General features: G+C 64.3%; 25 protein-coding genes. 7 read left to right on the forward strand and 18 right to left on the reverse strand.

Annotated elements, in window-relative coordinates; genetic code table 11:
• Window positions 1-5 precede the first annotated feature (5 nt).
• Window positions 6-683 carry a GntR family transcriptional regulator gene (locus M2427_RS29710; protein WP_280710435.1) on the reverse strand — a complete coding sequence of 226 codons (678 nt, stop codon included), beginning with the start codon at window positions 681-683 and terminating at the stop codon, window positions 6-8.
• Window positions 684-861: 178 nt separating this feature from the next.
• Here M2427_RS29710 and M2427_RS29715 point away from each other — a divergent pair, with 178 nt between their 5' ends.
• From M2427_RS29715 to M2427_RS29725, 3 genes are read left to right on the forward strand one after another with little or no spacing between them, the layout of a single operon-like run.
• The gene (locus M2427_RS29715; RefSeq protein WP_280710436.1) at window positions 862-2,298 is read left to right on the forward strand and encodes an MFS transporter; all 1,437 of its coding nucleotides are present in this window, start codon (window positions 862-864) and stop codon (window positions 2,296-2,298) included.
• Window positions 2,299-2,333: 35 nt separating this feature from the next.
• Entirely contained in the window at window positions 2,334-3,743 is a 1,410-nt protein-coding gene (locus M2427_RS29720) for an acyclic terpene utilization AtuA family protein (protein ID WP_280710437.1), read from the forward strand.
• Window positions 3,736-4,047, forward strand: coding sequence for a DUF4387 domain-containing protein (locus M2427_RS29725; RefSeq protein WP_280710438.1), 312 nt, complete (start codon window positions 3,736-3,738; stop codon window positions 4,045-4,047). Before M2427_RS29720 ends, M2427_RS29725 begins: the two co-directional genes overlap by 8 nt.
• On the opposite strand, the gene M2427_RS29730 is transcribed toward M2427_RS29725, so the two are convergent.
• The gene (locus M2427_RS29730) at window positions 4,038-4,928 is read right to left on the reverse strand and encodes an RNA polymerase sigma factor (RefSeq protein WP_280710439.1); all 891 of its coding nucleotides are present in this window, start codon (window positions 4,926-4,928) and stop codon (window positions 4,038-4,040) included. The genes M2427_RS29725 and M2427_RS29730 overlap by 10 nt on opposite strands.
• A 20-nt stretch (window positions 4,929-4,948) precedes the next feature.
• On the reverse strand, window positions 4,949-5,257 hold the full coding sequence (locus M2427_RS29735) for a hypothetical protein (RefSeq protein WP_280710521.1): 309 nt from the start codon (window positions 5,255-5,257) through the stop codon (window positions 4,949-4,951).
• Between the two features lie 192 nt (window positions 5,258-5,449).
• Here M2427_RS29735 and M2427_RS29740 point away from each other — a divergent pair, with 192 nt between their 5' ends.
• Entirely contained in the window at window positions 5,450-6,856 is a 1,407-nt protein-coding gene (locus M2427_RS29740) for a DHA2 family efflux MFS transporter permease subunit (protein WP_280710440.1), read from the forward strand.
• Between the two features lie 52 nt (window positions 6,857-6,908).
• Here the strand turns inward: M2427_RS29740 and M2427_RS29745 are convergent, their stop codons facing one another.
• From M2427_RS29745 to M2427_RS29770, 6 genes are all read right to left on the reverse strand, one after another.
• Window positions 6,909-7,112: a hypothetical protein gene (locus M2427_RS29745; RefSeq protein WP_280710441.1), complete on the reverse strand. Its 204-nt coding sequence runs from the start codon at window positions 7,110-7,112 to the stop codon at window positions 6,909-6,911.
• Window positions 7,113-7,195: 83 nt separating this feature from the next.
• A complete protein-coding gene (locus tag M2427_RS29750; RefSeq protein WP_280710442.1) occupies window positions 7,196-8,287 on the reverse strand; it encodes a Gfo/Idh/MocA family oxidoreductase in 1,092 nt (363 codons plus the stop codon).
• Window positions 8,288-8,290: 3 nt separating this feature from the next.
• Entirely contained in the window at window positions 8,291-9,298 is a 1,008-nt protein-coding gene (locus M2427_RS29755) for a Gfo/Idh/MocA family oxidoreductase (RefSeq protein ID WP_280710443.1), read from the reverse strand.
• A 49-nt stretch (window positions 9,299-9,347) separates the two neighbouring features.
• Window positions 9,348-10,121: a carbohydrate ABC transporter permease gene (locus tag M2427_RS29760; protein ID WP_280710522.1), complete on the reverse strand. Its 774-nt coding sequence runs from the start codon at window positions 10,119-10,121 to the stop codon at window positions 9,348-9,350.
• Window positions 10,122-10,212: 91 nt separating this feature from the next.
• Complete coding sequence (locus M2427_RS29765; protein WP_280710523.1) at window positions 10,213-11,115, reverse strand: sugar ABC transporter permease; 903 nt, start codon at window positions 11,113-11,115, stop codon at window positions 10,213-10,215.
• A gap of 47 nt (window positions 11,116-11,162) precedes the next feature.
• Window positions 11,163-12,455 (reverse strand): ABC transporter substrate-binding protein, encoded by a 1,293-nt coding sequence (locus M2427_RS29770; protein WP_280710444.1) that lies wholly within the window; start codon window positions 12,453-12,455, stop codon window positions 11,163-11,165.
• Between the two features lie 357 nt (window positions 12,456-12,812).
• On the opposite strand from M2427_RS29770, the gene M2427_RS29775 reads away from it, so the two are divergent.
• Window positions 12,813-13,109 (forward strand): antibiotic biosynthesis monooxygenase, encoded by a 297-nt coding sequence (locus M2427_RS29775; RefSeq protein WP_280710445.1) that lies wholly within the window; start codon window positions 12,813-12,815, stop codon window positions 13,107-13,109.
• A gap of 155 nt (window positions 13,110-13,264) precedes the next feature.
• On the forward strand, window positions 13,265-14,638 hold the full coding sequence (locus tag M2427_RS29780; protein WP_280710524.1) for a tetratricopeptide repeat-containing glycosyltransferase family protein: 1,374 nt from the start codon (window positions 13,265-13,267) through the stop codon (window positions 14,636-14,638).
• Here the strand turns inward: M2427_RS29780 and M2427_RS29785 are convergent.
• From M2427_RS29785 to M2427_RS29810, 6 genes are all read right to left on the reverse strand, one after another.
• On the reverse strand, window positions 14,618-15,415 hold the full coding sequence (locus M2427_RS29785) for an adenylate/guanylate cyclase domain-containing protein (RefSeq protein ID WP_280710446.1): 798 nt from the start codon (window positions 15,413-15,415) through the stop codon (window positions 14,618-14,620). The two genes, M2427_RS29780 and M2427_RS29785, sit on opposite strands and share 21 nt — an antisense overlap.
• A 95-nt stretch (window positions 15,416-15,510) precedes the next feature.
• On the reverse strand, window positions 15,511-16,644 hold the full coding sequence (locus tag M2427_RS29790) for an aminotransferase class V-fold PLP-dependent enzyme (RefSeq protein ID WP_280710447.1): 1,134 nt from the start codon (window positions 16,642-16,644) through the stop codon (window positions 15,511-15,513).
• Window positions 16,645-16,688: 44 nt separating this feature from the next.
• A complete protein-coding gene (locus tag M2427_RS29795) occupies window positions 16,689-17,129 on the reverse strand; it encodes a RidA family protein (RefSeq protein WP_280710448.1) in 441 nt (146 codons plus the stop codon).
• Between the two features lie 83 nt (window positions 17,130-17,212).
• A complete protein-coding gene (locus M2427_RS29800; RefSeq protein ID WP_280710449.1) occupies window positions 17,213-17,872 on the reverse strand; it encodes an amino acid ABC transporter permease in 660 nt (219 codons plus the stop codon).
• A 2-nt stretch (window positions 17,873-17,874) separates the two neighbouring features.
• On the reverse strand, window positions 17,875-18,591 hold the full coding sequence (locus tag M2427_RS29805) for an amino acid ABC transporter permease (protein WP_280710450.1): 717 nt from the start codon (window positions 18,589-18,591) through the stop codon (window positions 17,875-17,877).
• 19 nt (window positions 18,592-18,610) lie between these two features.
• Window positions 18,611-19,501, reverse strand: a complete 891-nt coding sequence (locus M2427_RS29810) for an amino acid ABC transporter substrate-binding protein (RefSeq protein ID WP_280710451.1) — start codon at window positions 19,499-19,501, stop codon at window positions 18,611-18,613.
• A 164-nt stretch (window positions 19,502-19,665) separates the two neighbouring features.
• On the opposite strand from M2427_RS29810, the gene M2427_RS29815 reads away from it, so the two are divergent.
• Window positions 19,666-20,640 (forward strand): LysR substrate-binding domain-containing protein, encoded by a 975-nt coding sequence (locus M2427_RS29815; RefSeq protein WP_280710452.1) that lies wholly within the window; start codon window positions 19,666-19,668, stop codon window positions 20,638-20,640.
• 3 nt (window positions 20,641-20,643) lie between these two features.
• On the opposite strand, the gene M2427_RS29820 is transcribed toward M2427_RS29815, so the two are convergent.
• The 3 genes from M2427_RS29820 to M2427_RS29830 all read right to left on the reverse strand — a co-directional run bounded on the left by M2427_RS29820 (window position 20,644) and on the right by M2427_RS29830 (window position 23,199).
• Complete coding sequence (locus M2427_RS29820) at window positions 20,644-21,834, reverse strand: adenylate/guanylate cyclase domain-containing protein (protein ID WP_280710453.1); 1,191 nt, start codon at window positions 21,832-21,834, stop codon at window positions 20,644-20,646.
• A 109-nt stretch (window positions 21,835-21,943) separates the two neighbouring features.
• Window positions 21,944-22,528, reverse strand: coding sequence for a HutD family protein (locus tag M2427_RS29825; RefSeq protein WP_280710525.1), 585 nt, complete (start codon window positions 22,526-22,528; stop codon window positions 21,944-21,946).
• 98 nt (window positions 22,529-22,626) lie between these two features.
• Window positions 22,627-23,199, reverse strand: coding sequence for a hypothetical protein (locus M2427_RS29830; RefSeq protein WP_280710454.1), 573 nt, complete (start codon window positions 23,197-23,199; stop codon window positions 22,627-22,629).
• Between the last annotated feature and the right edge of the window lies 1 nt (window position 23,200).

Raw genomic sequence — 23,200 nt, forward strand, 5'->3', positions numbered from 1 at the left:
CCACGTCAACCTCCCGCCACACCGCTCGCGCCTGCCTCCCCCCGCAACTGCGCCATCAGGTTGTTCCGTGACGCCAAGAGGTGCGCCCGCATTGCAGCTTCCGCGGCGTCGGCATCGCGGCGTTCGATCGCGACGATGATCGCTTCGTGTTCGCGATGCACGGCCTCGATCCGCTGCCGGGTTCGCACGGCCGCCACCGTGCTCTGAAACCTGCAGATCTGCAGCAACGGATAGAGCTCGTTGCAGATGATGTCGGTGAGCCAGCGGTTGCGACTGCCGCGCACGATCAGCATGTGCAAATCGTTGTCGGCGCTGCGGGCCCGGAGCACGCCGTCTATGCCTTCCCGGCGAAAGCTGTCCTCGAACGCGACGAGACCGGCGCGAAGCTGCCGCGTCTCATGCAGCGTCATGTTCTCGGCGGACTGCCGGCTCGCCATGCCCTCGAGCGCTTCGCGCGTCGTTAACAATTGCTCCATGTCGTCGAGCGACAGCTGCACGACGCGAACGCCGGAGAACGGCGTGCGCTCGACCAGATGGCGCCCCTCGAGCGTGCGGATCGCCTCTCTGAGCGGACCCCGGCTGACGCCGAACCGGTCGGACAGCGCCTGCTCCGAAAGCTTCTGCCCCTGCGCCAGCTCGCCGGTCAGGATCGCCTGTTCAAGCTGCGTGACGATCTGGTCCACGAGGGGGCCGCTGGCTGCCGGTAACGTCATGATTCTGATCCGGAATTGTCTTCCGCGAAGACTAGCAGAATGGCGTTCCCGGGCAAGAAATTGTTGTCAATTTCAGTTATTGTTGACAATTTTTGGAATTGTAGTCAATTTCTCGACCACAAAAGTCGTTCTCCAGGGGAGGTCCAAGGTGAGCATCACGGCTCTCGCCGCTCGGCCAGTCGATCCGTTGCCGCAGGCGCAGGCCGCTGCGATCACCGCGCGCATCGATCGGCTGCCCGAGAACAGGCACACATGGCGGCTGGCGGCCCTGATCTCGCTGGCGGGGATGTTCGAAGTGTACGACCTCTATCAGACCGCCTATGTCCCTACCGGCCTCGTGCGATCCGGCATCTTCGCGCAAGGGGCGAACGGACTGTTCGGCCTGCCGGACCAGGCGGCGTTTGCGTCCGCCACCTTCCTTGGACTGTTCATCGGCGCGATCGCCTTTGCCTCGGTCGCCGATCGCTTCGGCCGCAAGACAATCTTCCTGTGGGCGCTGGTCGGCTACAGCCTCGCAACGCTCGCGATGGCGCTGCAATCGACCGTGAACGGCATCCTCGCCTGCCGACTGCTCGCCGGAATCGGGCTGGGCGTGGAGTTGGTCACCATCGACGCCTACCTCGTCGAGATCGTGCCGAAACACATGCGCGGCAAGGCGGCGGCGATCATGCACGCGATCGCCTATCTCGCGATTCCGCTGGTGGCGTTCGTGTCGTATCTGCTGATCCCGATCGATCCCCTTGGCGTTGCGGGCTGGCGCTGGGTCGTGCTGATCGGCGCAGGCGGAGCGCTCGTGGTGTGGTGGCTCCGCGTCAGCCTGCCAGAGTCGCCGCGGTGGCTTGCGCAGCATGGCAACATCGATGCCGCCGAGCAGATCATCCGCGAGATGGAGCAGCGCCTCGAGCAGGATCTGGGCCACAAGCTGCCGGCGCCCGTGCCGGCGCCTGCGCCCGAGATCGTCGAGGTCTCCCGTCGCGCAAGTTTTGCGGACATCTGGCAGCCGCCCTATCGGCGACGCACAATCATGCTGATGGCGTTCAATTTCTTCCAGACCATCGGCTTCTTCGGCTTCACCAACTGGCTTCCGACCCTGCTCGCGGCGCAAGGGCACTCCATCACCAAGAGCCTGCTCTACTCGGCCGTGATTGCGGTGGCCTATCCGCTCTGGCCATTGCTGTGGGGCTTCACCGTCGCCGAACGCTACGAACGCAAGTGGCAGATCGTCGTCGCCTCGGGCGCCACCGCCGTGCTCGGCCTGATCTTCGCCATGCTGACGGTTCCCTCGCTGCTGATGGTGTGCGGCGCGCTGATCGTCGGCGCCAACACGCTGATGTCGTATGCCTACCATCCCTACCAGGCCGAGCTCTATCCAACCGAGGTGCGCGCCCGCGCGGTCGGCTTCGTCTACTCGTTCGGCCGCCTGTCGACGGTGTTCACGAGCTTCATCATCGCGTTCCTGCTGAAGGAGTTCGGCGCCTCCGGGGTGTTCGTGTTCATCTCGTTCAGCATGTTCGTGGTGATGGCCTCGATCGGCTTCTACGGTCCGCTCACACGCGGACGTTCGCTTGAAGACATCGCGCGCTAGCGCGCCATCGTTGGTTGCAAGAGGGGACAAGGTTCATGACCGAGAGTGCAGAGATCTCCGACACGGTTAGCATCATCGTCCCGACGGGCATGCTGGGCGGAGGCGTCAGCCGCGCGCAGATCCAGTATGGCCTCCGCCGCGGCGCCAGCGCTATCGCGGTGGATTCCGGATCGACCGATAGCGGGCCGTCTTATCTGGCGCGCGGCGTGTCGAAGATGAACCGCGAATCGATCAGGCGTGACCTGCAGATCCTGATGGCGGAAGCGCATGCGGCGAAAATTCCGTTGCTGGTGGGGAGCTGCGGCACAAGCGGCACCGATTCCGGAGTCGACTGGACCCGCGACATCGCGCTCGAAGTGGCCGCCGAGATCGGCATAACCCCGAAGATCGCTTGCCTCTACAGCGAGCAAAAGGCCGACGATCTGATCCGGAGGAACGGCAAAGGACAGATCACGCCGTTGCCGCCGCTCGGTCCTGTCAGCGACGCCGATCTGAAATCCTGCGAGCATATCGTCGCCTTGATGGGACCTGAGCCCTACATCGCGGCGCTGCAAGCCGGCGCGGACATCGTGCTCGGCGGACGCACGACCGATACGGCCGTGCTCGCGGCGGTTCCCCTGATGCGCGGCGCCGGCGTCGCGCAAGCCTGGCACGCCGCCAAGATCGCCGAATGCGGCGGTCAATGCACGGTCAATCCCAGGCTCGGCGGCGTGCTGATGCATGTCGGCCGCGACGCGTTCGAGATCGAGCCGCTCGATAGCGACAACCAGTGTTCGCCGGAAACCGTCTCCGCGCACCTGTTGTACGAGAACAGCGACCCGTTCACGCTGACAGAGCCCGGCGGCGTGCTCGATGCCAGGGACGCGGACTATCGCTGGGTCGACAACCGCATCACCCGCGTCACCGGCTCGCGCTGGACGCCGAAGCCCTACACCATGAAGCTCGAAGGGGCCCGCGGCGGTGATTTTCAGACCATCATGCTCATCGGCATCGAGGACCCGCAGGTGCTTGCCAACCTCGACGAATTCCATGACCTCATGTTGAAAACGCTGACGGAACGGATCAGGAAAACGTTCGGCGAGGAAGCCGCGCGATTCGATGTGTCGCTGCGCATCTATGGGTGGAACGGCACGTCCGGCCGGAAGGTGCCATCAGGCACGGTGCCGCCGCGCGATGTCGGCGTGATGTTCGTGGTCACCGCGCCGACGCAGGACCTTGCGAACCGGATGGCGAAGGCGTGCAACCCCTATTTCTTCCACACACCGCTGCGCCCGGGCATCGAGATGCCGAGCTATGCATTCCCGTTCACGCCGGCCGAAATTCCGCGCGGACAGGTCTACGAATTCGTGCTCAACCACGTCGTGCAGACACGCGACGCCTTCGAGCTCGTGCGCAGCGTGAGCATCGAGCCGGCCCATGCCAACAAGGGGGCTCTCCATGCCTAAGCTCAGCGACGTCTGCCGTCACGTCCGCTCCAAGAATGCCGGGCCGTTCTGGGTGACGGTCGATCTCTTCTTCGACGGCGAGGAGAATTTCAGGCGCTATCACGATACGCCGGCGCTTTCACCGCAGGTCTTTGCGCGCCTGTTCGGCACCAATCCCGACCTGGTCAGACGTATCCCGGTCGACAATCTGCACGTGGTCAAGATTTCCTATCCGCGCCCGCACCCGCAAGGCTGGATGCAGGAACGCGACATGCATGCCGGGCAGCAATTCGCGCGATTGCTGGATCTCGAGATTCAGCCTTGATCCACCACGCACTCCGCACCATCGATGACATAAGCGGCGTGCCGAAAATCCCTGATGGTGGCGACCTTGTCGGCGGACCAGTTCAGCAGCACGAAATATTTCGGCGGCCCGTTCGGCTGGTTCGGATCGAGCACCAGGATCGCGGGACGGCCATCGACCTGCCCCGCCACCAGATGCCAGTCGCTGATCTTCGAGTAATTGCCGAAATAGTTCGACACCTCGGCCTTGCCGTTCAGCCTGGTGCGGTTGACGAGTTCGAGCCTGACGTCATCGGCGATCATGGCGCGGATCGCGTCGAAGTCGCGGGCGTTGAAATGGCTGACATAGGCGTTGAGCCGCGTGCGATCGGCGTCCGACAGGCCGGGCTGCGGCCCGTCGTCGGGCTCCTCGGCAAGCTCACGCAGCTGCGCGCGTCCACGATGCAGCGCGGCCTTCACCGCCGGCAGGCTGAAATCCATGATGTCGCAGACCTCGGCCAGCGAGCAACCGAGCACGTCCATCAGGATCACGCTGGATCTCTGCGCCGTCGGCAGCCGCATGAAGGTGCGCAGGCTGGTCGCTGCGATCTGACGGCTTTCGACCTCATCGAGCCGGTCGGCGAGCATGTCCACCTCCTCAGCTGAATGCAGCGCTTCCTGCCGGGTGCGACGACGCAGGAAATCCAGCGCGGTGTTGTGCGCGATGCGGAACAGCCAGCCTTGCGGATTGACGATGGGCGCGGCCGATCGCTGCGCTTCCATCGCCTTGATCAGCGCATCCTGCAACACATCCTCACCGTCGATGACCGAACCGACCATGCGCGCGCAATAGCGATGCAGCTTCGGCCGCATCGCCGCCAGCAGGGCCTCGATATCGACGGTGGCCGGCGGGTCTGGCGCCATTGCGTCTCCGTTTCGTCGGGTCAGGACTCGTCCAGCATATGGTAGTTGCCGACGATTCTCACGCTGCGAACCAGCGGCGGCTCGATGCAGCGATCGCGAATGCCGTCCTGGAACACCTGAAATGCCTTCAGTTTCGGGATCGGGCTCGCGCCGTCCTCGGCCGCGGCCTCGACGAGGTGGATGAAGGTGTCGTCCTCCAGCCGCAGCGTCAGATAGCGCACGCCCGCGGGGCTCGCCGCCTTCAACTCGGCAAACACGGCCGAAACCAGCTCGGCGTTCTTGTCGGCCAGCTCCGGCTTGGCCTTGTACCTGATCAACGTCCTTCGCATCATCAGCTCCTCGCTCATGTTTCCGGCTCGTCCATCGCGTCCCATTGGCCGCGTCACCCCCAAGACGATTCCGGGACGGCAAAGGATTCGGTCCCGAAAAGAATATTCCCGGACGCATCCTTTGCCCCGCCGGCCTCGTCTCAGCCGCAGAACGCGCCGCGACCGGGCGGCGCGACATACGGAGAGAGGGCAATGCAGACCCCGACCAATCGCGCCGAGAAGAACTGGGTGCTTGGCGTCACCGCGCTGGCATCCTTCATGATGGCGCTGGACGCCATGATCATCACGACGGCATTCGCGTCCATCCGCACCGAGTTCGGCAGCCCGGTCGAGACGCTGCAATGGACCGTCAACGCCTTCAACCTGACCTTTGCCGTGCTGCTGCTGACCGGCGCCGCGCTCGGCGACCGCTTCGGCCGCCGCCGCATGTTCGCGGCCGGGATCGGCCTGTTCGTCGTGGCATCGGCCGCCTGTGCGCTCGCAAGCAATGCCACCGCACTGATCGCCGCCCGCGCGCTGCAGGGCGCCGGCGCCGCGCTGGTGATGCCGCTGGCGATGGCGATCCTGAGCGGCACGTTCGGCCGCGAGGAGCGCGCCCGTGCCCTCGGCATCTTCAGCAGCATCACCGGCTGCGCGCTGATCATCGGCCCCGCCATCGGTGGCTTCATCACCGAGCATTTTGGCTGGCGATGGGTGTTCTGGATCAACCTGCCGATCGGCCTGGTCGTGATCGCCCTGATCCTGGCGCGCTTGCGCGAGAGCTTCGGACCCGCCGCCGCCCTGGACATTCCCGGACTATTGCTGGTCGCCCTCGCCGCGCTGGCGCTGGTCTGGAGCCTGTTGCGCGGCAATGCCGTGGGATGGGCGAGCGCCGAGGTGATGGGTACGCTGCTGTCGGGCCTGGTCTTGGCGGCAGGGTTCGTGCTTTGGGAATTGCGTACAGCCTCGCCGATGGTGCCGATGCGGCTGTTTGCATCGCGCGCGCTCGCCTCCGGCATGTCCGCAAGCGTCCTGTTCTATGCTGCGATGTATGGCGTCCTGTTCCTGCTGCCGCAGTTTCTGCAGGCCACGCTGGGCTTCGATGCCTTCGGCGCCGGTGTGCGCGTGCTGCCCTGGACGGCAACGCTGTTCGTCACCGCCCCGATCGCCGGCGCGGTCGTCAACAGACTTGGCGAGCGTCCGCTGGTGGTGACGGGATTGCTGATGCAGGCGATCGGCCTTGGCTGGATCGCGGGGATCGTGAGCCCTACGGTTCCCTACTCCGCCCTCGTCACGCCGCTGGTGCTGGCGGGTGTCGGCGTCTCGATGGCGATGCCGGCCGCGCAGAACGCCATTCTCAGCTCGGTTGCGGTCGCCGAAATGGGCAAGGCGTCCGGCATCTTCAACATGGGCCGCTTCCTCGGCGGCATGTTCGGCATCGCTGCGATGGTGGCGAACTTCGCGGCCCATGGCGGCGTCGATTCGGCCGCGCATTTCGAGAGCGGATTTGCGGCAGCCATGGGCCTCGCCGCAATGCTGTCGCTGGCCGGCGCGATTGCCGGGTTGTTCCTGCCAACGCGGCAACGGACCGCCGTCGCGGCTGCGCCACAGGATGCTTGACGCTCATGAACCGAAACCAGCGGACCCGGCAAGGGCGCCTCACCCGATCACCTCACCGGCTCGGCTGCTCCGTTGGAGCGGACTCGGATGCCGGAGCGATGCGGCGCGGCGCCTGTGGTCGTGCGTGCGGCGGACGCAAGGTCGCGTCGTTGTTGGGCTTGGTGATCGCAGGCGACGCCGGATCGGCCGGCTCGGCTCGCAGCGGAGCGGCGTAAAGTGTTGCAGCAAGAAAGCCGATCGCAATTGTCTTACCCATCGCAGACCCCTCCGCAGGCAGGCAGCCCGCATGGCAGCGCTCAAGCGTGGCGAAGGTAAGGCAAAAAGCAGCTCGTCCGCGCGTCATCGCCTCGTTGCGCTTGCCCCTCCCGGCCGCCAGCCGCGATATTTCGGATGGTCCTTGCCGATCGGCAGCGCCACCGGCGCGCCTGACTCCGCAGCATGATAGAGCGCGGTGATCAGCTCCAGCGAACGCCGCGCGTCCGGAAGCGTCACCGGCAACGGGCCGCCTGATTCCAGCGCCTGATGATAGGCCGCCATCAAGCCCTCGAACCGCGATGGCACGAACGCAAAGCCATCCAGCGCCTTGGCGATACGCGCCTCGGACTCCGGCGAGGTCGCGATGATCTGCCAGGGATCGTCGCCCGGTGCATAAGGCGAAAGCGAGCTCTCGAAGGTGACGTGCTCGAAGCAGAACCTGAGACGGCTGATCTCCTTCGCCGATCCCAGCGTCGCGGCCAGCGAAGCCAGCGCGCCGCTTTCCATCACAAGGCTCGCCACTGCGCAGTCCTCAACCTCGATCGCGTTCACGCGCGTTGCGGTACGCGCATACACCTCGGCAATGTCGCCCATCAGCCAGGTCAGGATGTCGTGGGAATGGATGGCGTGGGTGAGCAGCGCCCCGCCCAGCTCGGTCTCGAAGCGGCCGCGCCACGGCACCGAATAGTAGGCGGCGCCGCGCAGCCAGGCGGTCTCGATGGTCGCAAGATAAGGCTTGCCGGCGAGACCGAGCTCGATGATGCGCCGCGCCTTCTGCAGGCCGTTGCCGAAGCGATACTGGAACACCGGCATGATGCGCCCGCGCGCTCCCGCCTCAGTGGCGGTGATCTGGTCGATCTCGTGCAGCGAGCCGACCAGCGGCTTTTCGCAGACGACGTGCTTGCCCGCCGCAAGCGCCGCCATGATTTGCGGAAAGTGCAGCGTCGGCGGCGTGCAGATATCGACGATGTCGATATCGTCCATCGCCAGCACCTCGTCGAACGAGGTGGTCCGGCGGGCGACCTCGAACTCATCGCCGACGGTGGCGAGGCGCTCGTGGCTCAGGTCGCAGAGCACCTGCAGATCGAACTGATCGCGCAAGCGGGCATAACCCTCGGCGATGTGGCTGCGGCCGATGCCAAGGCCGATAACGGCAACTGTCCTACGCTTCGACATCTGTTACGCTCTTCCTTCCGCCATCGCCTGCGCGGTGAGCGCCAGCTCCATGGCCTTGAAGCAGCGCGCCTGCGGGATCGCGGTCTCGGTGCGGTTGAGCACGTCGAAAATGAGCTGACGGCCATAGGGCAATTCGATATTGGAACAGTCGATCCGGTGGACACCCTTGCGATCGACCATGATGAGATGGTCTATGCCCTCTTGCCCTGCGACATCGATATATTTGCGCAGCTCCATGTAGCCCTCGGTGCCCAAGATGGTGATGCGGCCGTCGCCCCAATTGGGCAGGCCGTCGGGAGTGAACCAGTCGACGCGGATGTAGCCGGTGACGTCACCGGTCTGCAGCATCATCTCGCCGAAATCCTGGAATTCCGGTTTGTCAGGATTGGCGCGGTTGGCGACCGTGGCGCTCACGACTTTGGCATCGAGCGCGTCGGCGAAGAACAGGAACTGCTCGCATTGATGCGAGGCGATGTCGGTGAGGACGCCGCCGGTGCGCTCGCGCGAATAGAACCAGTCGGGCCGCGGCAGATTCTTCAGCTTGTGCGGGCCGAGCCCGACGGTGTTGATGACCTTGCCGATGGCGCCTGATGCGATCAGCTCGCCGGCCTTCACGGTGCAGCGGGTCTCGAAATGCTCGGAATAGCAGATCGAATAGATCCGCCTGGTCTCGGCCTGGACCCGGCGCACCTCGGCCAGTTGCTCCAGCGAGGTCATGCCCGGCTTGTCGCTCATATAGTCCTTGCCGTGGCGCATCACCTCGATGCCGAGCGGCGCGCGGTCGGCGGGGATGCCGGACGAGAGGATCAGCGCGATGCTCTTGTCCTCGAGCAGTCTCGCGCGCTCGGCCACGCGCGGCGCCTGCGGATATTTAGCCGCGAACGCGTTGGCGAGATCATCCTCGGGGGCGTGAAAGCCGACCAGCTCCGCGCCGGCGTTCAGCAGGCACTGGACCTGACCATAGATGTGAGCGTGATTGATGCCAATCGCGGCGAAACGCAATTTGCTCATGATTTTTCTTCTCTCATTGGTGGTTCATGCAGGGATGCGTCCTGTAACGTCAACCCTTCAACCCGGTGGTCGCGATGCCGTCGATCAACAGGCGCTGGAAGAACAGGAAGAGGGCGAACAGCGGCAGCAGCGTCAGCGTCGACATCGCGAACAGCGCGCCCCAGTCGGACTTGCCGGTGGAATCGACGAAGCTGCGCAAGCCGAGCTGCACCGTGTAGGAGTTCATGTCATTGAGATAGATCAGCGGCCCGAAGAAGTCGTCCCAGGTCCAGATGAAGGTGAACACGGCGGCCGTGGCCAGCGCCGGTACCGACAGCGGCAGGATCACGATCCAGTAGATGCGCCAGGGTCCGCAGCCGTCGATCATCGCGGCCTCGTCGAGCTCGCGCGGGATCGCGCGGAAGAACTGCACCAGCAGGAAAATGAAGAAAGCGTCCACCGCGAGGAATTTCGGCACGATCAACGGCAGGAAGGTGTCGACCCAGTCGAGATTGAGGAACAGGATGTATTGCGGGATCAGCGTGACGTGATACGGCAGCATCAAGGTGCCGAGCATCAGCGCGAACCAGAATTTCTGGCCGCGGAACTTGAGCCGGGCGAACGCATAGGCCGCTAGCGAGCACGACATCACGTTGCCGACCACGCTGCACAGCGACACCACGAGCGAGTTCAGGAAGAATTTGCCGAAGGTGACCTGCAAGCCTGACCAGCCGCGCCAATAGGCGGCGAGGCTGAAATTGCGCGGCCATAGCGAGGTGGTGCCGAAGATGTCGCTGTCCGGCTTGAACGAGCTCGCCAGCATCCACAGCAGCGGATACAGCATGGCGATCGAGGCGAGGCACAGCACGACGTGATAGATGAGCGCGCGTCGGCGTGGATTGCGCGGGGGCGAAACGTCATCCGGTGTCGCGAGATCAGCCATCGTAATGCACCCAGTAGCGCGATGACAGGAAGGACAACGCGGTGAAGGCCGCGATGATCACCACCAGCACCCAGGCCAGCGCGGAGGCATAGCCCATGCGGAAATAGGCAAAGGCCTCCTGGTAGAGATAGAGCGTGTAGAACAGGGTTGCGTCGATCGGCCCGCCGGTGCCGCCGCTGATGATGAAGGCCGGCGTAAACGCCTTGAAGGCGTCGATGGTCTGCACCACGACGTTGAAGAACAGCACCGGCGTCAGCAGCGGCAGCGTGATCCGCCAGAACTGCTGGTTGCGGCTGGCGCCGTCGATCTCCGCGGCCTCATAGACGTCCTTCGAGATCTGGCGGAGGCCGGCGAGAAAGATGATCATCGGCGAGCCGAATTGCCACACGCTCAGCGCCACCAGCGTGTAGATCGCGGTGTCGGGATTGGAGATCCAGCTCGGTCCATGGATGCCGAAAATCTTCAGGGCCTGGTTGAGCAGGCCGTCGCTGGCAAACAACTGGCGCCACAGCACGGCGACAGCAACGCTGGCGCCGATCAGCGACGGCAGATAGAAGATCGCCCGGTACAGCGGCAGACCGCGCAGGCCCCGGTTCAGCATCATGGCGACCAGCAGCGCGAAGGCGAGCTTGAGCGGCACCGATAGCGCCACATAGAGAAAGGTGACGTGCATCGCCGCGCTGAACTTGGGATCGCTGGTTGCGATGCGGACATAGTTGGCGGCGCCGACCCAGCGCGGATTGCTGAGCAGGTCGTAATCCGTGAACGACAGATACAACGAGATCAGCGCGGGCCCCAGCGTGAGCCCGAAAAAGCCGATCAGCCAGGGCGCAAGAAACAGATAACCCGTCGCGCTCTCGCGCCAGGACGATTCAGCCACCGGCGCGGCTGGCAAGGCCTGCCTCGTGGTCGCAGCGTCGATCAGCGTATCCGCCACCGCGTCTAACCGCGCGCCAGTACGGCGGACGCTTCGGCAACAAACTGCTTGGCGCCGTCTGCGGGGGTGAGACGGCCGAAACCGACCTGCTCGTTGACGCGCCGCAGCACGCTCTGGATCTCGCCGGCGCCGCGCGGTGGCGGAGGCGGCAGCGGCCCGACCTTGTCGCTGATCAGGCTGATGTAGTCGACCATAGCGCGGCCGAGGTCGTCGAGCGTCGGCGTCACGACGCTGCGTATCGCTGACGAGGCCGGCACGCCGCGCTCGACACCGAGCAGCTTGCCGGCTTCGACGTCGGCGACGAAGTAACTGACCAGCTGAACCGCCGCCTCGGCCTGTTTCGACTGCGCCGAGACGCTCCACATCATCGCCGGCTTCAGATACTGGCCGGGTTTGGCGCCTTGGCCGCCATCCGGGAACGTGGAGAGGCCGAGCTTGCTCTTGTTGATGGCCTGGAAGCCGACCAGCTGGTTGGAGTGGGCGAAGGTCATCGCGACCTTGCCGAGCGACAACAGGTTCGAGTCGATCTCGCCGCGGTCGAGCGCCTGGACGTCAGGTGCGGCGCTGGCGCCGCGCTTGCGCATGTCGCTCCAGAAGGCGAGCCACTCGGTCATGTCCTTGTCGTCGTAGCCGACCTTGCCCTCGCCCGTGTACAGCGACTTGCCGCGCTGGGCGAGCCAGACCTCGAGCAGCGGCTCGTTGCCGCCGCCGTCCTCCATGCCGGTGAAGCCGTCGCGCTTGGCGGCCTTGGTGACCTCGGCGGCGAGGTCGCCGATGTCGCTCCAGGTCATGTTCCAGACCGGCTCTTTCAGGCCGAGACTCTGGATCAGCCCCTTGTCATAGACCATCGCCGTCGAATTGAGGCCGAGGCTGACGCCGTAGATCTTGCCGTCGACCTTGCCGCTGTCGACCGCGGCCGGACTGAAATCCGAGAGGTTAAGGGCTTTCGGCACGTAGGTGTCGAGCGGCAGCAAGGCACCGCGGCGGGCGTATTCGAAGATATAGCGGTAGTCCATCTGCAGCACGTCGGCTGCGTTGCGACCGGCGGTTTGCGTCGCAAGCCGCGCCCAATAGTCGGTCCAGCCCAGCGACTCGCCGGCGATGGTCATGTCAGGATGGCTACTTTGGTAGAGCTGATTGACCTTGTCGGTGCGCTCCGCCCGTTCCTTGGCACCCCACCAGAACATGCGCAGCCGCACATCCCGCGCCGCAGCAGGCAAGGCGCCGAGGCTCACCAACGTTGCACCGCCGATAGCGGCTCCGATCACTGAACGACGCGACAGCGCAAAGCCGCTCATGACTTTCCCTCCCTGACCTCGTGTCGATCAGGGCGCGAGTGACCGGCCGATGACACAAGTTAACCGCCTGCCATTGCACGAGTTGAGCAACGTGCTTCTTTTTGCAAGCGAGGCGAAGGTAGCGGCTATGTCGGCTTTGTCAAACGCGAGCCCGGCGCCTTCAGGCAGACACAAATATCCGCCCGGCGAGATCCAGGCTCAGCGGCCCATGTTCGGCGCGGAACCGCCGTGCTAGGCTCCGGCAGGGATCGGATTGCGATCCCGCAAATGAGCCGTGAAATGCGTGCGCCTTCAGGGGCACGACCGCCTCGGCGCAATTCTTATTCAAAAAATCATACAGAACCATGGGAGACGAGCGTGACCGCTTTCAATACCGTGCGCTTTCGCGTGAAGCCCGGGCGCGATCAGGACTTTCTGGATGCCCACAAGAATATTGGAACAACCTGGCCGGGTCTGGTGCATGCCAACATCATCAAGACCGGCGATCATGCCTATTGCATCATCGCCGAATGGCGTGACATCGACGCCTGCGTCAAAGCGCGGCCGGACATGATTTCCACCCTGAATTCATTTCGTGAAACGCTCGAAGATCTGGGCAACGGTCTTGGCGTTACCGATCCGGTGGCGGGTCCGGTCGTCCTGTCCTTGAAATAGCTTGCGTCGATGCCCCTCGGAAATAGCGCCAGCTTCACACCAGCTTCGCACCAGACATTGCCGTCGTCTCCATTTCTGGTCAGCTCATGAACCGCCAACAGCGCCGGGCCGCGGCCAGGCAAGCCGGCGAGGTCGCGCCGCAGAATTTGGCCGCCATGCAGCAAAGCCTGGAGGCTGCCAAACAGGGCCAGGCGTTGTTCGGCCTCGGCCGCTATGCAGAAGCCCTTGACTGCTTCGACGCATTCGAGAGGCTCAACCCCAATGTCGCGCCGCTGTATCAAACGCGCGGCCTCTGCCTGCAGCGGCTTGGCCGGTTCGCGGACGCGCAGGCCGACTTCGAGAGGTCGATCGCGCTGAACCCCGGCGAAGCCGAGACGCACAAAAATCTCGGTACACTGCACGCGCGACTGGGCCGCTTGGAACAGGCCTTTGCGAGCTTCGATCGCGCGTTCGCGCTTCGTCCGAATTTTTCCGCTGCGCTCAACGAAAAGGCGCGGGCGCTGTGGAGCCTGCAATTGCTGGATGAAGCGTTCGCGACCTTTCACCGATCGCTGGCGGTTGACCCCGGCAATGCCGACACGATCTGGAATCTCGCGCTGCTGCAGATGCTGACCGGGGATTTCGAGCGAGGCTGGCTGGGGCGCGAGGCCCGCTGGCGGGCGCCGTCTCTCGGCCTCGCGCAGCGTGGCTTCTCGCAACCGCTCTGGCTTGGTGACCAGCCGATCGATGGCAAGACCATCCTGCTCCATGCCGACGAGGCATTGGGCGATTCAATCCAGTTTGCGCGCTATGCCCCCATGGTGGCCGCGCTCGGCGCCCGGGTCATCCTGGAGATCAGGCCGGCGGTCCGGCAGTTGCTGGCCGGCGTGAGCGGCGTTGCGCATTGCGTCGACCGGTCGTCGACGCCGTCGCTGGCGTTCGACCTGCATTGTCCGCTTGGCAGCCTGCCGCTGGCATTCGGCACGCGGCTCGATACGATTCCGCTCGCGCAATCGTACCTTCCCGCGCCGGCGGCAGTGCAGGTGAAAGCATGGGAGCAGCGGCTTGATGACCGACTTGACCCCCGCACGCGCCTCCGCGTCGGTCTCGTCTGGTCGGGAGATCCTGGTCACAAGAACGATCACAACCGGTCGATCGCACTGCGCACGCTGGCGCCGCTTCTGGATTGCGAGGTCCAGTTCGTCTCATTGCAAAAAGGCATTCGCGACGAAGACCGTGCCTTTCTCGTCGAGCGCACCGACATCATCGACCTCACTGAACAGCTCACCGATTTCAGCGACACGGCTGCACTGGTGTCCTGCCTCGACCTGGTGATCTCGGTCGACACCAGCGTCGTTCACCTCGCCGGTGCGCTTGGCGCTCCCGTCTGGACGATGCTGCCCTTCAACCCGGATTGGCGCTGGCTGCTCCATCGCGACGACAGTCCGTGGTATCGGTCGATGCGCTTGTTCAGACAACCCGCGCGAGGCGACTGGACCAGCGTCGTGGACCAGGTTCGCAGCGCCCTGCTAGGTTTCCACCCGGTATAACCGCCACCTCGCAGGCACGCCCTTGAGCTGATGGCTGCCGTGATCCCTGAGGCGGATCTGGGACTGCACCGCGAGCAGGTCCTTCACCGCGCTCGATACCAGCACTTCGCCCGCGCGCGCTTTGGCTGCAACGCGCGTGCCGATATGGAAGGCAAGACCAACCATCTCGCCGCCGCTCATCGTGTATTCACCGGCGTGCAGGCCGACCCTGATGTCGAGGCCGAGCGTGCGCACGGCCTTCCGGATCGCGGTCGCGCAATTGATGCCGGCGGCAGGCGCCTTGAAAGTCGCCAGCACGCCATCGCCTGTCGTCACGACTTCCTTGCCGCGCGAGGCCTTCAACTCCTTGCGGACCGCGGCGTAATAGAGGCTGACGACCTTGGACCAGCGTGCGTCACCGAGCCTGGCGGCTTTTGCCGTGGAGCCGACGATGTCGACGATCAGGATCGTGGCGATCGCCTGCTTGAGGTCAGCGCCTCGGCCCGCGGGCTTGCGCCGGGTCGCGATCGCACCTTGCAGCGGTTCATAGTCATGACTGCGCCGCTTCGCGATCGCGGATTTCGTATAGTCCTGGGCGCGTTCCGCCGTGCGGCAACGAATTGTCTTTTCCTGCGGCAGACGCGACCAATAGACCTTGCGGCCCTTGCCCGCGCCCTGCACTTCCACAGCGCCCCATTTCAGGAAAACCGCCGAGCCGACCCGCCGCACGCACCACGCCTTCGACGTGTATCCGGATACGTTCGACTGGTGCAGGCCGATGCGAAGGAATTTTGGCATGACAACGCGGCAGAATTGGACAGGCGGAGCTGACGCGGAGCGTAGTTGGACGTTCACGCCTTGGCAACAGCACGCGAAGATTGTCGAGCCGGACCTCAGGCCCGTTTCGCAAGGCGCATCAGCTCTTCAGTGAACCGCCCGATATCGTGGTCCGTCGTGTAGATGTGAGGCGCCACGCGCACGATCTTGGTCAGACCCCGCGCTTCGAGCTCCCATCGGGCATAGTCGAGCCCCACCGAGGCGATCGCGATGCCATTTGCTGCCATCTCTCCGACAATGGCATCCGCGCTGACATGGGCATGTTGGAAGGTCAGGAATGCCACAGCGGCCTCCTCGTCCTCGAACACGGTGAGATCGGGAACGCCGCACAAATTCGCGCCCAGACGGCGCAGCATTTCGGCATTGTGGGCGCGGACATTCGCAAGGCCGATACGATCGAGCTCCTGAAATGCCGCCCGCAAGCCGAGACGGCCGGATGCGGAAAACTCCCAGGCCTCGAAACGTCGCGCATCCTCCCCCGGCAGAAAGCTGTCATCCGGGCGCCAGGTGCCGGCGCTCTGGTCGATGAGGATCGGCTGGACCAGGCGGCGCAACGCCAGATCCGACAGTGCCATCATGGCCTGCCCACGCCCGCCCCTGAGCCACTTCCGGCCTGGCGCGATCATGATGTCGGCAGAGGCGCCCGGCAGGGTCAGTTCGAACTGTCCAATGGCTTGCGCACCGTCGACGAAATAAAGGCAGGTCTCGGGTCGCGGAATGGAACCCAGCGCTTCGACCGGCTGGCGCAGTCCATAACTGCTGGCGACGGCCGATGCACAGATCGCGACCGTCCGCTCGTCGACCAGAGCGGCGGCTTGCGCGATGTCGGTCAGCCCTGCTTCGGTGGTAGGCAGCCTGATCAGCTCCGCTCCGGCGTCCGTCGCGCGTCGCACGGCATTGAGAATGTTGCCGCCCCAATCGTTGCGTGCGATCAGGATGCGATCGCCGCGCTTGAGCGGCATCGATGCAAAGGCAAGCGCCCAGAGCCGGCTCGCCTGCTCACCGAAAGCAAGATGAGACGCGGCGACACCCATCAGGCGGGCTGCCAGACGACGCGTGTCTTCGATGGCATCTCTTGCGTCGGCCGCAGCCCAATGCGCGCCACGCCGCGCCTCGAGATCGAGGTGGGACTTGATCGCCGTGACGACGCACGCAGGCATCAGACCGGCGCCTGCGGCATTCAGATGCATGAAGCTCGCCGCCCCAGATGGTTGTCGCAACGACTCCCGCGAGATCATACCCCGGCCCGGACTGCCGCGATCAGGTCGATCTCGACAGGAGCGCCACGCGGAAGCTCGGCGACGCCGACAGAGGTCCGCGCATGCCGGCCTCTGCTGCCGAGATGTGCGACGAGGACCTCCGAGGCGCCGTTCATGACCTGCGACTGTTGTACGAACCCGGGCGCTGAGGCGACATAGCCGGTGATCCGCAAGATCTGCTCGACCCTGTCCAGTCCGCCGACGGCTTCGGCGAGTGCGGCCAGGCACAGCTCGGCGCAGACCGCGGCTGCGCGCTGCGCCGATGCCAGATCGACCTCGCTCCCAACCTTGCCCTTGAACACAAGCTCATCGCCACGGCGCGGCAACTGTCCGCTGACATAGGCGACGCCGCCATGGACGATGACCGATACGTAGTCGCCACCGGGGGCATTCGTCTTCGGCAGATTTGCGTTCATGACTGCTTCCTTCATTGATGTGGAACCCAGGCAGGATTACTTCGCCCGCGCGAGCGTCACAACCCCGATGGCCTCGGCACAATTCATACGGCCGCGATCCGGCGCTGAAGCCGCTTCACCACGCGGGACGCCGAGAAGCAGATCGCGAAATAGACGACGGTCGCAAACAGATAGAATTCGACCAGACGCGCCTCGCGATTGGCGACGATGCCGATCGACGTCATGAAGTCGTGAAGCCCGATGACGTAGACCAGCGAGCTATCCTGGAACAGGGCGATGCTCTGCGTGAGCAGGATCGGCATCATGCGACGCAGGGCTTGCGGCAGGACCACGTAGCGGTAGGCCTGCGGCCGGGTCATGCCGATCGCCAGCGCCGCCGCCATCTGCCCATGCGAGATGCCGTTGATGCCGGCGCGCATGATCTCGGAATAGTAAGCGGCTTCGAACAGCGTGAACGCGATGAGCGCTGACGCGAACGCGCCAACCGGCCGCCCGATGAACAGCGGCACCAGCAGGTAGAACCAGAAGATCACCATGATCAGCGGAATAGAGCGCAGCCCATTGACATAGCCGGCCGCCATCGCAGCGACGGGCCGCGACGCCGACAGTCGCAGAACCGCGATCATCGTCCCGAGCAGGATGCCGCCGGCCATCGCGAGCGCCACGAGAACGAAACTGGTCTGCAATCCTTGCCACAGGAATGGCAAGGCGTGAGCCACGGCGCTCCAATCCAGGTTCCACATCGTCAGCCTCGCCCCAGTGTCCCGGGAAGTGCGACCCGCCTTTCGACGACGCGCATTGTGATGATCACGCAGAGCGTCAGCATGACATAGACAACGGTCGCGGCGGTCAGCGACTCGATCCCCTGGAAGGTACTGGCTTCGATCTGGCGGCTCTGGCCCGTCAGCTCCAGTACACCGATGGTCAGGGCGAGCGACGAATTCTTGATGATGTTGAGGGCTTCCGAGGTCAAAGGCGGCAGCACGTTGCGCGCGGCAAGGGGCAAAAGGATGTAGCGATAGGCCTGCGCGACAGTGAAGCCCATCGCCGCAGCCGCCATCCGCTGCCCGGCGCCGATCGACTCAATGCCGGCACGGACCTGCTCGGCGATGCGCGCCGCTGTGAAGCATCCCAGACCGGCCACGGAGAACCAGTATTCGGGCATTGGCATGTCGCGTTTGATCCAAAGCCCGAACCATGCCGGCAACAGCTCAGGCAGTACGAAGTACCAGAGAAACAGCTGGAGCAGCAGCGGGACGTTGCGGAACAAATCCACATAGGCCGTCGCGATGATGCGGCCACTTCGACCCGGCAGCGTGCTCAATACGCCGATAGTCCCGCCGATGACGAGTGCGACGATCCATGCCGCGCCCGCAACGAGCAGCGTCCATGTCAGGCCGGTGAGGAGCCAACCGAAATACGGCTCGACGAACAGGATGCTCCAGTTCCAGCGGTATTGCATCGCATGGTGCCCGAAATGTTCAGCGCGGCAACGCCTGAACCCGGAAGGCGGCCAGCAACTCACCGTCGATCTTCAGGCCGAGCGGGTCGAACCATTTGGCGTAGATCTTCTCCGCCTCTCCCGAGCGAAATGCGTCGGCAAAGGCCGAGCGCACCAGCAACGCGAAATCCTGGTCGCCACGTTGCATCATCGCGCTGTAGGGATCGTAGGTGAGCAGGCGGCCGACAACCGCAAGCGAGCCTGCCGGTCTCGCTTTGGTGGCCGCGTAGACCTTGATCTGCACGCCGTCCGCAACGAACGCGTCCACACGGTCGTTCTCGACCAGGAGCGCCCCCTCGGGGAGGTCTTTCACATAGACGAGCTGGACGCCGAGCGCCTTCTCGTCGTTGAGTTTTCGTACTGCAGCTTCATTCGACGACCCCTGAAGCGCAGCAACGCGCCGGCCCTTCAGGTCCTCGATTTCCTTGACCGCCGATGCCGCTTTCACCAGCAGCTGCGTGCCGGTGACGTAGACGATCGGCGAGAACTCGACCTGTTCTTGACGTGTCAGGAAATTCGAGGTGGTGCCGCATTCGAGGTCGATCGTTCCGTTGGCGACCAGCGGGATCCGGTTGGTGACGTTGATCGGCGTGAACGTCACCTTGAGATCCGGCTTGTTCAGCCGCAGCCTCACGGCATCGACCACCTTCATGCAGAGGTCGACGGAATAGCCTTCCACCTTCTGATCATCGTTGATGAAGGAGAATGGCGCCGAGGCCTCGCGATGGCCGATGTCGATGGCGCCACGCTCCAGGATGCGCTTGAGAATGGCGCTATTGCCGGGCCCCTGTTCTGCCGAAGCCGCCGCGATCAGGCCTGCCCCGATCGCGAGGGATGCCATTGCCACAATGCCCAATCTGCGCAGTTTCATCGGATGTCCCTTCCAGCCCTTCGGTCCGGCAGGACAACGCTACTGCGGCGATACCGCACATTTCCAATGCGAATGCGCGCGGAGTTGATGCGGAATTGGCATCGGCTGATCGGAGAAATCAGGCTATCGTACTCGCCACGAGAGATCGCAGGAAGGCACCATCCATGCTCGATATCCGCTGGCTCGAGGATCTGGCCGCTGTCGCGGAGACCAGGAACCTGACGCGTGCCGCCGAATTGCGGAATGTCAGTCAATCCGGGCTGAGCCGACGGTTGCAATCGCTCGAAAACTGGGCCGGCGCGGCCTTGCTCGACCGCCGAAAATCGCCGATCGAACTGACCGATGCCGGGACACAGTTGCTGGCCACCGCCAACGATGTCATTGGACGGCTCAATGCCACCAGGCGCGCCCTCAGGGAAGACCGGGATCAGGCGACGCGAAGCGTGCGCTTCGCTGCCCCTCACCTGCTGTCCGTGACGTTCTTCCCAAAGTGGCTGCCGCAAATCCAGGCCACGATCGGATCGACGCGGCTGACGATCCTGTCCGACAACCTTCCGGGCTGCTGTGACGCCTTCGACGACGGCGCGGTCGATTTCGTCGTCTGCTACCTGGATCAGGCCGGCCGGCTGAATTCGCCCGGCGGAAAGACGCTGTCGATCTCGACCTGCCAGTCGCTGATCATTGGCCAGGAGAAGCTTGTGCCGCTGTCCGCCGTCGACGACGAGAAGCGGCCTCTGCATGATCTGGCGCCGGAGCCGCGTCGGTCGATTTCCTATCTCGGCTACAGCAATGAATGCTCACTCGGCTGGGCCGTCGAGCGGAAACTGGCCGGTGCGACAGACATGCCCCAGCTCAATCGCATCTATGAAAACTCGCTGGCCGACGGATTGCGATCGATGGCCTTGTCCGGCCTCGGCGTTGCCTGGCTGCCGCTGACCACGACCCATCAGGACATTCTCCGCGGCCGTCTCGTCCGCACCGGCTCGCCGGACCTCGACGTCGATCTCGACATCCGGATCCATCGGCCGCAGCGGCGCCTCAGCCGGCGCGCAGAAGAACTCTGGTCACATCTGGTCGCGACCCGCCCGGTCGTCGAGCTCCCGGAGCTTGTGCCTGGCGTGCGGAAGGAACGGGCTTGACCGTCATCCGCCAAACGCGAACAGCTCGATCGGCTCGCTGAAGCCGCGCACGGCATGCTTGCCGACCCGCTCGAGCTCGAACTCCTTGTCGACCAGCTCGGCAAAGTCGCGCGACAGCAGCACCGGCTTGCCGATCTGCTTGGTGAGCGCCTCCATGCGCGAGGCCATGTTGACGGCAGGGCCGATCACGGTGAAGTCGAGCCGGCTTGATGATCCGATATTGCCGTACATGACGTCGCCGACATGGACGCCGATGCCGTAATTCAGCGGCGCGCGGCCCGTGCCGTTGTTGCGCTGGTTCAGCGCAGCCATGGCCTGACGGGCCTCGGTGACCGCGCGCAAGAGATTGGCGCAGGCGTTGGGCTGGCTCAGCGGGAAGATCGCAAGCAGGCCGTCGCCGATGAATTTCAGGATCTCGCCGCCGTGGCGCGCGATCGGGTCGGACATCGCGTCGAAATAATCGTTGAGGAGATCAATGACATCGTCGCGTGGCCAGTTGTCGGAAATCTTCGTGAAATCGCGCAAGTCGCAGATCATGATCGCGGCGCGCACCGTCGTGCCGGTGCCGCGACGTGTGGCACCGGCGAGGATCAGCTCGCTGGCGTGGGAGCCGACATAAGTCTCCAGCAGCGTGCGCGCGAGGCGGTTCTTGATACGGATCTCGCTGACCAGCGCCAGAACCGGCAGCAATTTCTTCAGCGCCGCGATATGCGAGTCCTCGAAGCCGCCGGGGCGGTCGGTGGCAAAGGTGACGAGATGGCGCTTGCCGAGGGTGTGGTAGAGCGGCCAGGCGACATAGTCGGTCAGGCCCTTCGCGCGCATCTCTTCATAGAGCGCGTGCTTGCGGCCGAGCGCGGGATCTCGTTCGAGATTCTCGCGCACTTCAGTTACGCCGTTCTGCATTTCGTTGGCGGGACTGCCGATGAATTCGGAGCGCTCCCTGACGTCGAAGTCGACCCGCGCGATTTCCGCCTCGCGCATGCCGTCGGCCCACATGAAGCGGGCTCCCAGCCATTGCGGGTGCTGGATCAGCACGTGAAGCGTCGACCGCTTCAGCGGAATGCCGGCTTGCTGGATGCGGATGCACATCTCAGCAAAGATGTTGTCGATGAATCGCTCGTTATGCGTGGCGTTGGTCAGCCAGTCGACGACGCCGTCGGACAGTGTGGGGGCATTCTTAGCTGGCACGTTCATATCCTGGCCTTCGGCGGCGGTCTGCATCGGGGGAGATATCGTGTTGCGACGCGGCCGCGTCAACCTAGCCAGTTGCACGGATTGTGCGCATCGGCAGGCTCGGCCGGGTCTAGCCGACGAGACGGATCGACGCCAGCACCGCGAGCCCCGAGACGAGCGCCAGCGTGGACGGCCGGGCCAGTTCGACTCGCAAGGTGTTTTCGTGCGAAATCGAAAAATCTTCGCCGTCGAGACGAATGCCGCAATCGCCGATCGCCGCATAGAGCAAATGCGTCCCGGCGGGCAATTGCCGCTCACAGGGCTCGCTCAGCGCCGACATCTCGATCTCCGCCGCGCCGCGCCGGGCCATCAGATTGACGACCTCGACCGGGCCGGCTTCGAGCTCGGTCACGATCTCCATCTCGCCGGCGAAGCGCACGGTCGTGAACGGCTCGCGCTCATCGAACTCCCGTCCCTCGGTTTTCAGCACCAGCCCGCGCCCGCCGACCACCATCTGCAAGCGGTCGATACCGGGCATGTATGAGAACGGCCCGGGCGCCACGATCGGCGTCGAAGCGAAGCGCCACAGCAGGCTGTCCCAATCCTTCGTGATCGCGCCGGGACGGTGGGCGTCCGCGATATCGGTAAAAACCCCGCCGCCGTTCTTCCAGGGCGCGCGGGTGTAGTCTTCGGATTTCAGCAACGTGGTTTTCATGTCTACGGACGTCCCGTCGAGGATCATCCGCGCATCATTAGCCGCCTCACGCCGTCGCGTCGATGGTGCGAAGCTTTTGGAAGGGCCGGTCTCTACTTCTACGGACAAGGCGCGCCTGCCGCGCCCCATTCTTCGACGAGCTTGCCGAGTTCATCCGACGACAAGGGCGGCCTTCGCTCCGGCTCCACGGTCCAAGCCCAACGCACAAGCGGCTCCTTCGTGACGTGATCAACAAGGTCGGCGATCGTCTTGCCGCCATTGCTCTCCGGTTTCCTGACTTGTTCGCATATCTCGGCACTCGTCTTGCCGAACCACTGCATTTCGAGTGGTGCGAGACGCCACTCCGCGGCTCCCTCAGGACTCGTTGCTCCCGGCGGACCATGCGGTGTGTCGGAATTCTGTTTCATGTGGCACGTCGTGCAGGCGAGATAATGAGCGCCATCATCGCCGCCCTTGGCGCTGATGTTCATGCCATGCGGCCGCGGCGAGTGCTCATATTCGGGCCCGGACCACATCGGCACCCGATCGGGTCCGACATGGCAGTTGGCGCAGCGCGGATGCGAAAAGACCTGATGGATCTTGCTCCACAGCTCGAGCCCGCGCGCCCGGTCCTGGCCGTGGGCCGCAATGGGACTTGCCGCCAGAAGGACAGCGAGCACGTAGCGGATCATC

This window comes from Bradyrhizobium sp. BR13661 (genome assembly GCF_029892425.1).
Lineage (GTDB): Bacteria > Pseudomonadota > Alphaproteobacteria > Rhizobiales > Xanthobacteraceae > Bradyrhizobium.